At 65.1% G+C, this 14,836-nt stretch carries 15 protein-coding genes and 1 pseudogene; 6 read left to right on the plus strand and 10 right to left on the minus strand.

The genetic code is table 11. The features are described from left to right. Positions 1-83: 83 nt before the first annotated feature. Together FF36_RS39295 and FF36_RS33460 are read left to right on the plus strand one after the other, a co-directional pair. Positions 84-1,328 carry a helix-turn-helix domain-containing protein gene (locus FF36_RS39295; RefSeq protein WP_052681498.1) on the plus strand — a complete coding sequence of 415 codons (1,245 nt, stop codon included), beginning with the start codon at positions 84-86 and terminating at the stop codon, positions 1,326-1,328. Further along, a complete protein-coding gene (locus FF36_RS33460; RefSeq protein ID WP_082122277.1) occupies positions 1,312-1,770 on the plus strand; it encodes a GNAT family N-acetyltransferase in 459 nt (152 codons plus the stop codon). Before FF36_RS39295 ends, FF36_RS33460 begins: the two co-directional genes overlap by 17 nt. A gap of 187 nt (positions 1,771-1,957) precedes the next feature. Here FF36_RS33460 and FF36_RS27260 read toward each other — a convergent pair whose 3' ends face one another. From FF36_RS27260 to FF36_RS27275, 4 genes are read right to left on the minus strand one after another with little or no spacing between them, the layout of a single operon-like run. Further along, positions 1,958-2,602, minus strand: a complete 645-nt coding sequence (locus FF36_RS27260) for a 3'-5' exonuclease (protein WP_044888059.1) — start codon at positions 2,600-2,602, stop codon at positions 1,958-1,960. A 25-nt stretch (positions 2,603-2,627) separates the two neighbouring features. Further along, positions 2,628-3,887, minus strand: a complete 1,260-nt coding sequence (locus FF36_RS27265; RefSeq protein ID WP_199865521.1) for a radical SAM protein — start codon at positions 3,885-3,887, stop codon at positions 2,628-2,630. Then, the gene (locus FF36_RS27270) at positions 3,884-4,447 is read right to left on the minus strand and encodes a nucleoside-diphosphate kinase (RefSeq protein ID WP_063870521.1); all 564 of its coding nucleotides are present in this window, start codon (positions 4,445-4,447) and stop codon (positions 3,884-3,886) included. The genes FF36_RS27265 and FF36_RS27270 overlap by 4 nt, the downstream gene beginning before the upstream one ends. Further along, on the minus strand, positions 4,444-5,478 hold the full coding sequence (locus FF36_RS27275; protein WP_044888069.1) for a thymidylate synthase: 1,035 nt from the start codon (positions 5,476-5,478) through the stop codon (positions 4,444-4,446). The genes FF36_RS27270 and FF36_RS27275 overlap by 4 nt, the downstream gene beginning before the upstream one ends. Before the next feature lie 320 nt (positions 5,479-5,798). On the opposite strand from FF36_RS27275, the gene FF36_RS27280 reads away from it, so the two are divergent. Further along, positions 5,799-6,599, plus strand: a complete 801-nt coding sequence (locus tag FF36_RS27280) for a GntR family transcriptional regulator (RefSeq protein ID WP_052681502.1) — start codon at positions 5,799-5,801, stop codon at positions 6,597-6,599. 236 nt (positions 6,600-6,835) lie between these two features. Next, positions 6,836-7,390: a class IV adenylate cyclase gene (locus tag FF36_RS27285; RefSeq protein ID WP_082122278.1), complete on the plus strand. Its 555-nt coding sequence runs from the start codon at positions 6,836-6,838 to the stop codon at positions 7,388-7,390. A gap of 146 nt (positions 7,391-7,536) precedes the next feature. On the opposite strand, the gene FF36_RS33465 is transcribed toward FF36_RS27285, so the two are convergent. Genes FF36_RS33465 through FF36_RS33475 form a run of 3 tightly spaced genes read right to left on the minus strand, consistent with a single transcriptional unit; the run spans position 7,537 to position 11,412 of the window. Continuing rightward, a complete protein-coding gene (locus tag FF36_RS33465; RefSeq protein WP_082122279.1) occupies positions 7,537-9,270 on the minus strand; it encodes an ADP-ribosylglycohydrolase family protein in 1,734 nt (577 codons plus the stop codon). Continuing rightward, entirely contained in the window at positions 9,267-10,004 is a 738-nt protein-coding gene (locus FF36_RS41240; RefSeq protein ID WP_082122280.1) for a DarT ssDNA thymidine ADP-ribosyltransferase family protein, read from the minus strand. The genes FF36_RS33465 and FF36_RS41240 overlap by 4 nt, the downstream gene beginning before the upstream one ends. Then, a complete protein-coding gene (locus tag FF36_RS33475; RefSeq protein ID WP_157871743.1) occupies positions 9,991-11,412 on the minus strand; it encodes a UvrD-helicase domain-containing protein in 1,422 nt (473 codons plus the stop codon). Before FF36_RS33475 ends, FF36_RS41240 begins: the two co-directional genes overlap by 14 nt. Positions 11,413-12,417: 1,005 nt before the next feature. Here FF36_RS33475 and FF36_RS36530 point away from each other — a divergent pair. After that, entirely contained in the window at positions 12,418-12,993 is a 576-nt protein-coding gene (locus FF36_RS36530) for a hypothetical protein (protein WP_206778486.1), read from the plus strand. A gap of 318 nt (positions 12,994-13,311) precedes the next feature. Further along, on the plus strand, positions 13,312-13,833 hold the full coding sequence (locus FF36_RS31840) for a hypothetical protein (protein ID WP_128423405.1): 522 nt from the start codon (positions 13,312-13,314) through the stop codon (positions 13,831-13,833). Here FF36_RS31840 and FF36_RS39305 read toward each other — a convergent pair. The 3 genes and pseudogenes from FF36_RS39305 to FF36_RS35650 all read right to left on the minus strand — a co-directional run. Continuing rightward, the coding region (locus FF36_RS39305; RefSeq protein ID WP_242422932.1) for a transposase at positions 13,834-14,059 on the minus strand (226 nt) is incomplete at its 5' end. It abuts the gene before it with no gap. 55 nt (positions 14,060-14,114) lie between these two features. Then, positions 14,115-14,544 (minus strand): annotated as a pseudogene (locus FF36_RS39325) (IS6 family transposase); the annotation flags it as partial. Positions 14,545-14,634: 90 nt separating this feature from the next. After that, the coding region (locus FF36_RS35650) for a hypothetical protein (protein WP_157871744.1) at positions 14,635-14,836 on the minus strand (202 nt) is incomplete at its 5' end.

Here is a 14,836-nt window from a genome sequence, read left to right on the forward strand (position 1 = left end):
CCAGTGCCAACGAACCAGCAGCGCTGCCTCTAGCGTTCTGGCAGAGCTCCCGCGACCTGCTCGACGCCCTCGACGCCTGGCACATGGGCCGGGTCATCGCGGCATACCGCATCCACCCGCACCACGTCCCGCCGTTGTCCCAGGAGGCAGTGGCCGGATGGATGGGCATCACCCAAACCCAGCTGTCCCGCATCGAGTCGGGCGAACCCATCACCGATCTGACCAAGCTCATCCGCTGGGCCCAGGTACTCGGCATCCCCGAAGAGCTGCTGTGGTTCAGGCTGCGACCATCCGACGGCAACGCTACGTCCTCGGGGGCCGCGACCACCATGCACCGGCTGGAAGCTCTGCGGACGCAGGCCACCCACCTACTAACCACCAGCGATGTAAGTCCCGCCAGCCTCGATGACTGGGATCAGGTCGTCGAGGCCCACGGCCGCGCCACCCGTTTCTCCCCACCTGGCTTGCTCTTGGCCGATCTCGCCCACGACTTTGCCGACGTGCAGGGGCTGCTGGAACGGCGGCCATCGCTCCGAGCCGCGCGACACCTCACCCGCCTGACCGCCCAGCTAGCCGGGCTGATCAACCTGACCCTCATCAAACTCAGCGAACCGGCCGCAGCACGAGCGTGGGGACGCACTGCCCGCCTCGCCGCGGACGAAGCCGGGGATGTCGCCCTTTCGGCCTGGGTCCGCGCCCAGGACGCCTACACCCTCTTCTATGGGGGCGCGATCCAGGAGGCCGTGACCGTAGCGAAGAAGGCCCAGACCATCGCCAGGCGCACGCCCTGCGTCGGCGCGGTTCTGGCCGCCGCACTGGAAGCCCGCGCCCATGCCGCCCTTGGCCGTAGTGCCGACGCGAACGCCGCCATGACCCGCGCCGAAGTCATCCTCGCCGCCCTTGGCCCGGACGACGTGACCCCTTCCGCCTTCGGATACAACGAGGCCCAACTCCGATTCCACCAAGGAAACGCCCTTACCCATCTGCACGACACTCGCCTTGCCATTGAGGCCGGAGACCTCGCCCTCGACCTGTATCCGACCGGCGACTATCTGGACCGCACTCTCATCCATCTCGACCGGGCCGACTGCCTCATCCACGACGGCCATATAATTGAAGGCGTCGCCCATGCCGCGGACGTCTTCCTGAAGCTGCCACCCCAACACCGCAGCGGCCTCATAGCGCAACGCGCCCGTGAACTGGCCCAGATGATCCCACCTCGACACCAAGCCCTCCCGGCTGTCCGAGACTTGGGCGAGGTGCTGGCGCTGCCCGCCGAGCCGCCGGAAGGGGGGCTTAGACTTCTGCACCATGACCATCAGTATTGATCCCGCTGTCCCTGACGATGTCGAAGCGATGGCAGGCCTCATGGAAGAGCTGGACACCTTCTACGGCGCGACGCCGACGCAGCCGCGCGATGCGCAGGTCGCGCAGATCAAAAAGCTGGTCTTTGGAACACCTCCGGCGGCACAGGTTCTCCTGGCCCACAACAACGGCCACCTTATCGGAATGGCAGCTTACTCCTATCTCTGGCCCGCCGCCGGCGTGACCCACTCCCTTTTTCTCAAGGAACTTTATGTCGTGGAAGCAGCACGACGGAAGGGGGTGGGTCGACTTCTGATGAACCGGCTACACGAAATCGCCGTCGCACAGAACTGTAGCCGCGTCGAATGGATGACGGATATGACCAACATCGCCGCTCGAAGATTTTACGAGGCGTGCGGATTTGCGATACACGAAGGAAAACTATTTTTCCAAGTGAGGAGCTGAGATCTCGGTGCAACGAAAGCGGCATAATCATCATCAAATAACAATGATAGGTCGAAAGGCCGCTCGGGATCGGTAGGCGCTGCGGCAACGCGCGTCTCTGATCGCCGCCCGCTTGCCGGTCCTCCTGGGGCGTGGCCGTTGACTGGGGTGCCATATCTACAGCGCGGGCAGAACGGATCGACTTCGCTCAGAATAGCCCCGGGTGGTCGGCTGGGGGCCGGGGTGATGCAGGGCTGCTAAGCGGAATTCCGGCGACGCTGTAAAGCTCCTCGAGGGTGACCAGCGGTGTCTGGTGGAGTCGGTGGGCGAGGGCGGCCAGGAGCAGCCCGGCGCCGATCGCGTCCCACAGCGCGCGGTGGGGTTGACTGCCTGCTGCCAGATCGGTGACCTGCCGGGTGAGGTTGTGGCGGTCGAGAAGTGCGGTGAGCGAATTGCCTGTCCGCCCGCCGAGGTGGCGGGCGAGTCGAAGGGTGTCGATCAGTCCGGCAGGTTTGACGGTGGGGCAGCGGCGGTGGAGTAGTCGCCAGTCGACGCCTACGTTGTGGCCGACGAGGATTCGGCCGTGCAGTCGGGTGGCGAGTTCGGGTTCGACTCGGTCGAGTGGTGGACTGTCGGCGAGGACCTGGTTCGTCAGGCCGGGTGAGAGCCATGGCCGGACGGCGATATGCCGACCGGGGTTGATGACCGTGGTGTAAGACTCTGCGACCTGCACCGTGCCGGCGTGCAGGGGCACGAGGGCGATTTCGAGGATGTCTTCCTGATCGCCGTCTTGGCCGCCGGTGCCTTCGAGGTCGATCGCGACGAGCGCGGCGTCCTGCCAGGTACCGGTCACCGGCCATCCGATCGTCGGGGCGAAGTCAGTCGTCGGTATCGAACCGTACTGCGGTGCCGAAGTCGCGTTGGACTGCGGCGAGTTCGGTTTCCTGGTCTGCGGTGGGCTGGTGGCCGGTGAGGGATCGGCCGTGGGCGTGGAGGAAGTGCGGCTGGTCGAGTTCCCAGATCTGGAAGCCGAGGGTGTGTTGGATGGCGTAGCGGCGTTGTTCGCCGAGGCCGTGGGTCCAGACGTGGCCGTCGGCGATGAGGTGGTCCGAGGTATAGCCGAGATCCGCCAGGACCGTCTCGAACTCTGCCGGTGTGGGCTGGCGGTGGCCGGCTCGGCAAAGGTCGATCTGGCGGGTGGGGCAGATGTCGCAGAGTTCGGGGACGCCCCAGTGGCCGTTGTAGTCGGCCACGGCGTGCGCGGCGGAGACGCCGCAGCTTGTCTTGCGGAACAGCGGGGTGGCGATCCCGGAGGCGCGCCAGGCCGCGACGACCCGGGCGTCGAGGTCGTCGGGCATGGTCTTGCGTCGGTGGAACTCCTCGTCGCGGTAGGGAAGCTCGACGCCGAGGTCGCGCAGGTAGGTCGCGTTCTGCTGCTTGTGGTAGTAGCCGGTGAACACGATCGCGTCCGCATCGGCTCCGACGGACAGCACATGGTTCATGGTGTCGGCCTGGTCGTTCCAGCCGGGCACGATCGGCCGCCAGTAGAGCACGACCCGGGTCCGGTTCCGGTGCGCGCACGCGGTCGCGATCGACATGGTGGTGATCGCGCTCTTGGAGATCGGCTCGACGCGGCTGTCGGTGATCCCGGAGTAGGTGAACAACAGCGTGACCCGCAGGTGGCGCAGCCGTTCGAGTTCGGCCATGTCGTCCGCGGTCACGGTGAACCGGGTGATGATGAGGACGAGGTTGTCCAGGCTGCGGTCGTCGAGGGCATGCAGCACCTGGAACAGGTGCGGCTTGACGCCGGGCAGGAACGGATCGGTGGCCTTGTTGAAGATCTGCAGCGGGGTGATCGACGGGCGGAACGCTTCATGTCCGAGGAGCAGCTCGACCGCGTCGTCGGTGGGGCAGAGCAGGTGCGGGGTCTTGTGCTCGAAGTCGCCCCAGAAGTGACGCACGCAGTATCCGCAGTCCAGCGGGCAGCCGATGATGTGGTTCAGGGACAGGCCGCTTTTGCGGTAGGTCACGATCTGCGCCATGTACGGGTCAAGGTCGGCCTGCGCGGCGGCGGTCATCACGCGCAGCTGGCGTGGTCCCCCGCCGATCTGTGCGGTCACGGCCCTCGGCTGGTTCACGGCGCGCTCCTCACACGGTCGGTCGGGGCAGGCAGGTCGAGGAGCTGGTGGCGGTCGGCGCCGAACCAGGTCCCGAAGTCGCGGCAGACGGCGCCGACGTCGTCCGAGCTGTGGATGAGGTTCTCGATCAGCCGGCCTTCGCGGCGGGAGGTCGCCAGATCGTCCACGCCGAAGGTGCGGCGGATCGTGCCCGGTGCGGCCTGCGGCGGGTCGTAGTGGCCGAGGAGTTCCCGGATCGCTGCCGGGGTGTCGGCGCCGGCCGGGCCGCGCAGCAGCGCGATCACTACCTGGCCGTCGATGTAGGTGCGGCGCAGGTAGTCGACGACGTCGACGGTGAACCAGTCCTTGTCGACGAGCAGATCCTGGTAGTGGACGAAGATCTGCCAGTCGGCGACGGTCACCCGCTCCTGAACGACGACGTCCGCGGCGCCGCGGATCGCGGCCATGACGTCGTCGACGAGCTGGCGGCGCAGGCAGTCTGGTTTGAGGAGCAGCACGCTGAAGCGGGACCAGTCGATGCCGTCCAGGACGGTGCCGGGAATCCGGGAATGCGTCCTCACGCCGAGCTCCTCGAGGTCGCCAGGGGGGCCGGCATCCGCTCCGGCCATCGGTGGGAGAGCAGCCACTGGTAGCGGGGATGCAACGCCCCCAGGACGGCGCGGTCCAGGAGCCGGCCCGGTTGGTGGACGATCTGCCGCTGGACCTCGAACAGCAGCAGCACCTGCTGCCAGTACGGCGCCAGCCCGGTCTCGTCGACCTTCGCCGGGATGATCCGGTCACGGTCGCGTCGTAACGCCTCCTCGTAGGCCGCGAGGACGGCCAGGTCCGCCCAGCTCGTCGCCGGCATCCGCGCCGAGGGGAAACGGACTCGTCCCGGCCCGAGGGTGCTCGCCTCGACCAGCACCCGCTCGACCCGCCCGGCGTCCCGGTCACCGATGTGCATCGAGCCGACGTGGTGGGCGTAGGTGCCGACGCCGACGCCGAGCAGGTTCGCCGTGAACTCCTGCAGCAGGGTGAAGGAGAAGACGTCGGACAGCAGACCCTGATCGGCGTCGTTGGCCCGCATGTAGCAGATCAGGTGCAGTACGCCGTCCCGAATCAGGAACTGCAGGGCGATCATGCAGGAGACGTCGATGTTGTGCGGGATATCCAGCTCGGATTCGTCGAACGCGACCGAGACCGCTCTCTTCGTCGCATCCTCACCTCGAAGAAGAGTCAGCAGCCGGTCGAACCGGCTCACCTCGCCGTCGCCGGGAACCGCGAACAGGCGATGGCCGTAGGCCGAGCCGCGCAGCGTGTGGCCGTCGGCGGAGTAGGAGCGCATCTGCGGCGCGTAGTAGGAGATCATCTCCACGTCGTCGCGGCCCCACAGGTACCACAGCGCCTCCGCGTAGTGAAAGATGATGTTCACCTTGCGGGCGCGCAGGTACGGAATCCGCTCCAGCGGATCGTCCAGCCGCAAGCTGATGTTGAGACATTCCCGGGAGGCATTGCCCCGCGGGGCGTTGACGAACTCCGTCTGGCCTCCGACGTGCCGGAGCACCGCAAGATAGGCGTCCTCGAACGTCGAGAAGGTCGGGATTGCGAGCATGCACATCACCTCACTGATCAGATCGGGGCGCCGCACCCAGGAACTCGGCGCACACCCGGACCCGCTCGACGTCCGCGAAGAACGTCCTGAGGGTGCGTCCTGGTGCACCGAAGCCACCTGCCCGCGGCGCCGCGTTGCCAGGGCAGGCGTAGACCCCGGACTGCGGTCCTGGGTCATCACGTCATCGAAGGCAAGGAATCCGACCATGCAACGGCCCGGCGTTACATGCTGGTAACCTCGCCTGTACCGGTACTGACAGTGTGCTCCACCACACAGATCGGCGACAGTACCGGTACAGTTTGAGTGACGAGAGGTGTCTTTTGACCAGATATGAGGAGATCGCCGCCGAGCTGCGCGCCCGGATGGACGCGGACCCCCCGCGCTACCCGATCGGCAGCCGCCTGCCCGGCTACGGCCCCCTCACCGACGAGTTCGGCGTAGGCCGCGGAGTCCTCACCGAAGCCCTCGGCCTGCTCGCACTGGAAGGCCGGATCAAGGTCACCGACAGATCCGGCGCCGTCGTCCTCGACCCCGCCGAGCCACCCGGCCGCATCGACGTCGGCACCACCGTCCGCCGCAACGACCTCGGCTACATCTTCAACGCCGCCGCCGGACACTGGCGGCCCATCACCACCCCGACCCGCCGCTGGCTGCCCGCACCCCCGCACATCGCCCGCCTCCTCGACGTCCCCAAGGGCGCCGACGTCCTGGAACGCCACCGAGTGATCGGCCCGGACGGCCGACCGGTGCTGATCGCCGACTCCTACCTGCCCGACCTCGCTCGCGACACGATCCTGGAGGACGCCTCCACCGGCCCCGGAGGCATCTACGACCGCCTCGAACACGACCTCGGCCACGGCCCCCTGACCTGGACCCGCACCACCAGCGCACGCTCCGCCACCCCGGAACAAGCCCGGGAACTCGGTATCCCTCGCGGCGGCGCCCTGCTCGTCCTGACCCGGATCACCCACAGCGGCACGACTGGACGCCCTGTCGAAGTCAACATCACCTACGTCGACGGCGGCCGGTTCGCCGTCGAAGACATCATCAGCCGAGACGAGACCGCCCACTGGCCGACCACACCGGCCACCGCCGAAAACCGGCCCGGTCAGCCGCAATAATCGGTCAAGGCCGGCTCGTATCTGTGACCCGTGTCCGGCACTGGCTGGCACGGTTGTCCGACCACTCCGCGCTCACCCTGACCCTCACCATCCCTGCCGCCCCATCACCGCCGTCTCCGGCGGCGCCGGCGAAACCGACAAACTTTTCTGACCCCGGCCCGGCGCCCCTTCCGCCCGACCTGATCCCGCTAGGCTTCCTCGGTCGCGCACCCGGACGCCTTGGAGGACCCCGCCCTGTGAGCCCCATCCGCGAGATCGAGGTCAAGTACGTCGTCAACGACCCCGACGAGCTCCACGCCGCCCTGCAGCACCGCGGTCTGACACTCACCCCGCCCGTCGTCCAGGACGACCAGGCCTATGCCCGCGCCGGCTGGCAATACGGCATGGGCCGCATCGGAGTTCCCTTCGCGCGCCTACGCAGCCAGGACGGCCGGCACCTGTTCACGGTGAAAACCCCGATCGACAACACCATGGCCTGCGACGAACAGGAAACCGAGATCGCCGACCGTGAACAGATGCACCAGGCGATCCTCGCCATGGGCTTCACCCCGACCGTCCGCATCGTCAAACGACGCCGCACCACCCGCCACGGGCACATCACCCTCTGCCTCGACGAGGTCGACGGCGCCGGCCTGTTCCTCGAACTGGAACAACTCGCCGAACCCGACGAACACGCCGCCGACGTGCAGAACCACCTCGACACCTACGTCCGAACCCTCGCGGGCGGGCTGCACCGCACCACCGACACCTACGACACCATCATCCGCCGCTCGCAGAACGTGCCGGCGTAGAAGACGCGGCTCGATCCGCCAGCGAACCACCCGCCCGCCTGGCCTCGTCCTAAGCCAGAACACCACTCGCCGGCTTGGTGCGCCTGAGAGGACAGCCCGCGATCACACCCTGCCGAAGCATGAAAGATCTGGGCTAACCGACGATCTCAAACACCTTCTCGGAGCCGTCTCGATTCGAAGACCTCAGCTTGCACACCTGGAACTAGCGTAACCTCAAAAAAAGCACCATTCGCCGTCGGCGTAATATTCCCGGGCGCTAGGCCGAGTTCGAGTGCAGCGCCGTAGGCGCTTCTGAGACTACTCACACGTACGCGTAGATGAATAGGGCCTCTTTCCTCGGCAGGGAAGTGCACTCCGGACTTGCGGGCAAGTACGACCCCTCCCTTATACTGGACAGATTGCACGCCCCGCTGCACAGGGAGAAGACCTAGAACTCGCTCCAATGCCACTCTGGCGAGCTCCAGGTTGTCTACCGAGATTCGGGTCTCGATTGCGAGGGCTCGCGCCGCAGGCTCAATCTCCTCCGCGGAAAACAGCGCTTGCTGTCGTTCATCCCTTTCTGGGTCCGGCATGAGAATCGCGATGCTTTGGCCGTCAGCCATGAGCCGCACAAGCTCGCCGGCCGTACCTCCTGTGGGACTACGAAGAACACTTCGTTCCTTCACGATACCGGCTCGGCCGTCGGGTAGGATAGCCCTTTCTCCCGTCCCGGATCTCCGCAGTTGACGCTGCAGGAGTCGAATTTCTGGCGTGCGAACCTGGCGGATGGCGCGACTCTCGATGCTGTTGCCTGATCCTAGGCTAATCGCAACATTACGTATCAATTTAGCATCCTGAAGATCTTTTGCGAGGTGCCCCAGCCAGTCGCTGCCATGAATCGCGCCAAGCAATGAACCTGTCATTGAAGCAAGAGTATCGGTATCTCCCCCTGCCAGATAAGCGGTCTCCCTAAGGCCGGTCAGCGGATCAGCCGCCGTTCGAGATGCCACGAATGTCGCCGCGGCTGCGGTCACCGTGCCAGAGCCGCTTGTCGCACGTTCGAGACAGCCCATCTCTGCCAGCACCGGTCGCATAAGAGCGACCGCGCCGCGCCTGACCGCGGCATGACCAAGCCGAAGAAGGTCTATTGCCTCCGAGGTGACCTTATTCCAAGATACAGAGAAATCTTCCCCCCGTCTCTCGAAGTTTCGAACCCAGTCCTCGGGGACTACGCTATGCGATGGCAGCTCGGCCCATTGCTTGTCGTCGATAAGGTCGTCGATCAGCGCACCATAGCCCAAAGAGTGGTCAAGGCGGGTGAGATTCCAGACTGCCTGCACATGTAGGCGAGCACCAATTAGGGCGCGCGGATGCCCGTGCGTCAAAATACCATCCGAGAACGCATCGTCAAGAGCGATTTGGCGACTCTGCGTCCTTGCGTCGAGTGCATGCGGTGCTACACGCATGGCTACTCCGTTGGCGCCTGCGTCGAAGTATCTATCAGAGTCTTTATTAGACCATGGTGCCACGCCAGAGGCCCAGGATCGAGAGGCGCGCTTAACTGCCGCTCCGCCACCACGCTCATATAGAAGCCAGGTCGGCAGTTCAACATCTCTGAGCTGGTCGAGCCATCTCGCGCCCCCACTTAGTCGCGCGCGAGCAACGCACAGGAGTAGTTGCGTGTCGTCGCTATATTCGCCGGAGTTCACGGGTTCCAGGCGTGGCCGAAATCTGCCACCCGCAACCCTCGTCCAAGGCGCAAATTCTCCCGGCAGCGGGTCCCGCTCCCCAGGGAGACGCACCTGCTCACGACGCTCCTGCGGCCAGCCGAGCGCGTCACCGGCCGCAGCACCAAGAAATGCCCCGATCACTCGGTCTATGTACGTCAGAGACCCGGTCATCCTACTCTCCCCATATCCCAGTGCGTTTCGACGGGAATCTGGCCTGACCTGAGAGCGGTTGGCAGTCTCGAGCGGTCAAACAAAACCGGAGCAATCGCTATGTCAGGCAGGAGATCAAGCTGGCCCAACATCTCGGCACGCGAAACTTCGCGCTCCGCTTGCGCTTCATCACACACGGCCATTGATGTGATCAGGTTGAGGGGGATTTCTCGTCGGAGCAATACCTCGGCTTGTAGATCAGTCGGACAGCTAGCGAGGTGGTCACCACCCCGCACGATACGGTATTTACCCTCCACGATGGGAGCATACAACGTCTCCGCCGCCCGAGCCTCACTCACAAGTCTCGCGCCCGCAGATCTTGCCGCATTGGTCGGGCTCCACATGACATCCCCACCGCGTATGGCAACAATATCAATAAACAGAACAACCCAGTCAGGAAACGACTTGTCACTCTGTGCAACTTGTGTCTGGTAATAGACGTTTGGGTACTGGATGGAGCAGCAGACGTAGTCCGGCTTTCCATCGTACCGCTGCATATCGGTCGGAGTGAAACCCTCAACTTCACCCAGAAGAGTAGAAGTGGGCTTGATCGCGCCACTCGTCAAAATGTGCGGGAGATTTCTCGATCGAGTAAAGTGGGTGAGTCGTGTGACGTGGCGTTTTTGGAGGAATGATACGGCGTCTCGCGAGTCGTCTCCCTCAGAGTCCCGATCTAGATGACTATGGTGCGGCACCCGAGACCTCCGTGAATAGACCTGAGCTTGGAGACGGAAGAAGTGATGTCAAGCTAGAGGAGTGCATTAGGACGAGGTTGGCTTTAGCCCTCGTTATTCCAACATAGAGAAGGTTTGATTCACGAGCCGCAGCTTCCTCTCGTCCCAGAACCTCGATCTCCCGCTGGTTGGGCACAAGATTCTCGTCCAGCAAAGGCATGATCACAGTGTCGAACTCAAGGCCGCGGGCCGCATGATATGTTCCGTAGAAGACACCAGAACCCATCGGCCATATTCTTACGCTGCGATGCAGGCGAGTAGCGGGAGTTCTCCCCAGTAGCCTTCGTAGATCAGCTTCGTCTTCACGGCGGCGAAGTAGAATCGCTACTTGGCGTGATGAGGAGTCCTGCTGCGCGAGCTGGACCGCAGCCGTCATCTGCTGAGTTTGATCTGCATGTCTCCAGATTGTCGGCGGGGCGCCGTCTGCTCTGGGTTCACGAGGCTCTACAAGATCGGCATTGCTGCGAAAAGTTGGCAAGCGTGATAGCGCCAAGGCGAGACGGGAGATCTGCGCTGTATTTCGGTAGTTGTCTTGGAAAATCGTCAGCTTTGCGTTCTCTAGCCCTATGTCAGCCGAAGCCGTTCCGGCGAGGTGGATTTGTTGCGCATAATCCCCAAAAAGAGTTAGCGATCCACCCACGCCGGTGGCCTGAGTCAAGGCGTCCACCGCGGCAGGTGGCAGATCCTGACTCTCGTCAACAACGATATGCTTGTAGCGTCGCTCAGTCGTATCCCCTCGGAGCTGCCGTGCAGCGATAGGCGCAAGGTCGTCCCAGCAGTAGCGGAAACCGTGCTCCCTTCGCAAGCTCCAGTATCGTTCCATGACATCGTAGATCCGAGAGCGCTGCTGCTGATTGAGAGCGTGTCCGCGCCCGTCATTTGCCGCTATATACTGATCACGCCGCTGTCGATGCCCGACGATGAATCGATACTCGTCCGCAAAGAAGGCCGGTTTCTTATCAAAAATCGTCGAAGTTCCTAGCCGCGACGCTACCTGGGCCGCAGCGTGAGCGAGGAACCTCTCGTGGTTGCTGGGCGTCAAAATCTCGTTATCGCGCAGCATATCTTGCGACGCCAGGTATCCACGGGCAAAGCCGTGAAATGTTTCGATCGTCAATTGCTTTGTATCGGCTGGCACCAGTGATTTGATGTAAGTCACGAGAGTCTGATGAAACGTCAAAAGTAGAGTGCTTCCGGCGTTTCGCGGCGCATGTTGCGCCAGATACACTGCGCGGTAAATAGCCATGAGGGTTTTTCCGGAGCCGGCAGTTCCTAGAACTAGATGTTCACCACCTTCGTCAAGATAGATGACATCTTTTTGCTTCCCGACGGGCGCAGGCAGACGCAAAGCGATCCCCGAACCAGCCACAACGCCTCCCTCTCCTCGTATGGATACTACGAGGGCGTGCCTGCAGGTCGGACAGCGGTTGACGTCGCTTCTGAGGCAGGGTGCGTGTCTGGAGTTCTGCTCGGCCGGCGGCGCCGTGCCGCCTCCGCCGGCAGTGTCGCTGGCGGCCTGCAGGGTGGCGTTCGGCGAGACGACCGCGGCGGCGGCCGTCGCTGAACGGAAGACGTGGTGGCGACCGCGGTGAGGCTGCCGCAGCCGAGCGGATTGTCGCCCGGCGCGGCCCGCCGCTCGTGGTGAAGTCGAAGGCGGGCGGGTCGGCGTTCAGGTCAGCTGGATCGACGACGCCAGCTACGTGGTGGAGGCGCTGATGGTCTGCTTCGGCCACCACGAGTGGACGCTCATCGAGCTGATCGTCGCCTGGCGAGAGATCTCGGTTACTGCTTCAACGCGGCGGGTAGCTGGTGGCGCCCAGTCAGCCCACGNCCCCGCCGATGGCTCGCCGGGCCCGCCCACGTCTCGCTCTTGCTGGACGTCGCTGCCGTCGGCCCGCCCACCGACGTGTTCGCCTGGGCGTGCACCGTCGCCTTCGCCGCAACCGGCCGGCCGCCATTCGGCCACGGACCGACGGACGCCGTGCTGTTCCGGATCCGCCACGACCCTCCTGACCTCGCAGCGCTCGCCGGCGCCGCTGACCGCCGGCTACCATCGCCGCCTGTCCATGACAACGGCGGCGAGTCGTTGGCCGATGCCGACTCCGATGCCGGTCAGGACTGCGGGCAGGAACCCTCGACCGGCTTCACGAGCCGGTACCGAACACCCGGTCGGCTGTAAGCGCCCACCTCGTCCTTTGCCCCGTTCGGGCAGGAACTCCGCAGAGCTCTCGACGATCGCCGGCCTGACTGCGGCATTGGCCCTGTTGGACGTGGTGCCGTTGGCGGACACGTTGGGTAGGCGCCGTAGATGAGGACCGGCGGCCTTCGCCAGGTTGCGGGCCACGGGTTGCTTTTCCCAGACGAGGACTTCCAGTTGGCCCAGCTCGGCGAGGACCGCGAACTGGCGATCGCCGGACGCGACGGTGAAGATACGTCCGCCCCGTCGGTGCACGTATCGGGCGTGCTGGAGCAGGGCCTGGTCTGCGGCGTCGGCCTTGGACGGCACCGGCCAGGGCGCGACTCCGAGTTCAGCAAGCACGGAGACGACGCCATCAGCGGCCGGATCGTCCTGGGCGTAGCAGGCCACGACGTGATGGACTGCCCCGGCCGCCTCGACGAGCGCGCGGACCCGGCTTCGAACAAGCTCGGGACGTGGTCGCACCGATCCAACGGCGTTCTCGACGTCGATCAACAAGACGCGGTCATCGGCCTGCATCCGCCAATGATCGCCGCCAGGGCAGGCTTCCGGCGGCAGAAACGGCTTATCGCACCGGGTCCCGGCATGCGCCAGACCGCAAGGGCAGACGCTCGGTCGCGCTTGCCAACACCACTGCCGCGTCTACCGGGGACACCCACTGGCTGTGAAGTGTCAACCGTTTTAAACGGCTCGTTCGTATTGGTTGATCTGGCTACGAACGTGCGAACGGGCACCGAATGTCGGTCGCTTTGAGCACCACTCCTCGGCGCGAGTGTCGATGATTTCGAGCACCAGGCGCCGCGCGGCTCGTCCTTCCAGCCGAGACCGGCACGTCGTGCCGATCTCGGAAGTGCCTGTGCCACAGGCAAAAACAGCAGCAAGGAGGCGACGGGGAGTCCACCTGCCAGGTCCCGGCCGTGTGGTGCCCAATTTCGTCGACACGGCCTTGCCGCTGCGGCAGGTGGTGCCCATCGACAGCGACAGATGGTGCCCGTTCACGTCGACATAGCCATTGATCAGGCCGCCGAGGACGGATCGGCGTTTGATCCGTCCGTTGGTGAGGTCGGCGACGTGTCGATCCGAGCCAGGTCTCGGCTGGACTGGTTGCCGGTGCGCGGGAGGCGCTGTATTCGGCACACACGCTCCCCGAGTTCTTCGTCGTTCAAGGGGCACCTGGCGTTCCACGTCGGGCAACTCGACGCGACGGTCGGCCTGTCGCGTGCCGCGTCGCGGGACGGACGAGTCTGGATAGGCCAGCGGGCCTACGACGCCCATCAGGAAGCCCGTGCCCACGCACTGGCCGGCCGGCGCCGCGAGGCGGTCGAGGCCCTGGCCCGCGGAGCTGATCTCGCCGCCGCCGCGGGGCAGGATGGGCAGGCCGTTCCGGCGTGGATCTACTACTACACGCCGGAGTTCTACGCGCTGGAACGAGGATGGGCCTGCCATTACCTTGGCCGCGATGATCCGGCATACAACGAGGAGGCGATCGCCTGCCTCACCGGCGGGCTCGCCGGACTGGGCAAGGCACGCGACTCCGCGGGGTCTGTTGCGTTACGGGATGGCGGGGCATGGCTGACTCTGCCGAACAGTTGATCAGATCGCGGTGGCGAGCTCGGTGAACGCGGCTGCCAGCCGCAGGTGCGGGTCGGTGTCGATGGTGAGTTCGTAGTGGCCGCGGCGGATGTTCTGGACGAGCGCATGCCCTGCGCTGATCGTCTGGGCAGAGCGCAGCCGTTTCAGTCCGCGCATCGGCCGGAGCCGGGCTTTCAGGCGGCTGTGATCGGCTTCGATCCGGTTGTTCTCCCGCGCGGCATCGACGNGACAGGCCTCGGGNAGNAGCTCGTCGAGGNCTCGAGGGTNGACAGGGGCCTTGNCGGTGGTGATCTCGACCGGCCGGCGGCCGTGGGTCAGTGCCGCGGTGAAGAACTTTCGGGCCGCGGCCTGGTCGCGGCGGGTGCTGGCGAGGACGTCGATGACCTGCCCGTGCTGGTCAACCGCCCGGTACAGGTAGGTCCAGCGCCCGGCGACCTTGACGTACGTCTCGTCGACGAGCCACCTGTCCCCAGGACGGTGCCAGCAGGGCCGCGCGGCGTCGACGAGCAAGGGCGTGAAGCGCTGCACCCACCGGTACACAGTCACGTGATCAACCTTGAGGCCGCGTTCAGCGAGCAACTCCTCGACGTCCCGGTACGACAGGGCGAACCGCAGGTACCACCGGACCGCCAGGACGATCACCTCAGGAGGGAAGCGGAACCCGGCGAACTCCGACGTCGGAGCCGGTGGACGGACACGACGTCGACGCATCCTTCGATCATGACTGATCGGTGGCCGTGATGGCGGACTTCGCCGATGCAACAGTGCCCCTCGCGGGAACCCGGCACACGGCCGCGCGGCTCACCAGGTCGGACCCGACGCGATCTCGCCGCCCACCGTGAACCCGAACCGGCGCAGCCGATCATCACCTGCCCTGGCCAGCAGAGCGGCCAACCGGTCGGCGGCCAGCCCGTCGCCGGCGTCGACACGGGCCCGCAGCCCGTCGATCGCGCCCTGGCGGTCCCCGGCCTCGGCCAACAGAACGGCCAACCGGAAGGCGGCC

This window comes from Frankia torreyi (assembly GCF_000948395.1).
Classification (GTDB): domain Bacteria; phylum Actinomycetota; class Actinomycetes; order Frankiales; family Frankiaceae; genus Frankia; species Frankia torreyi.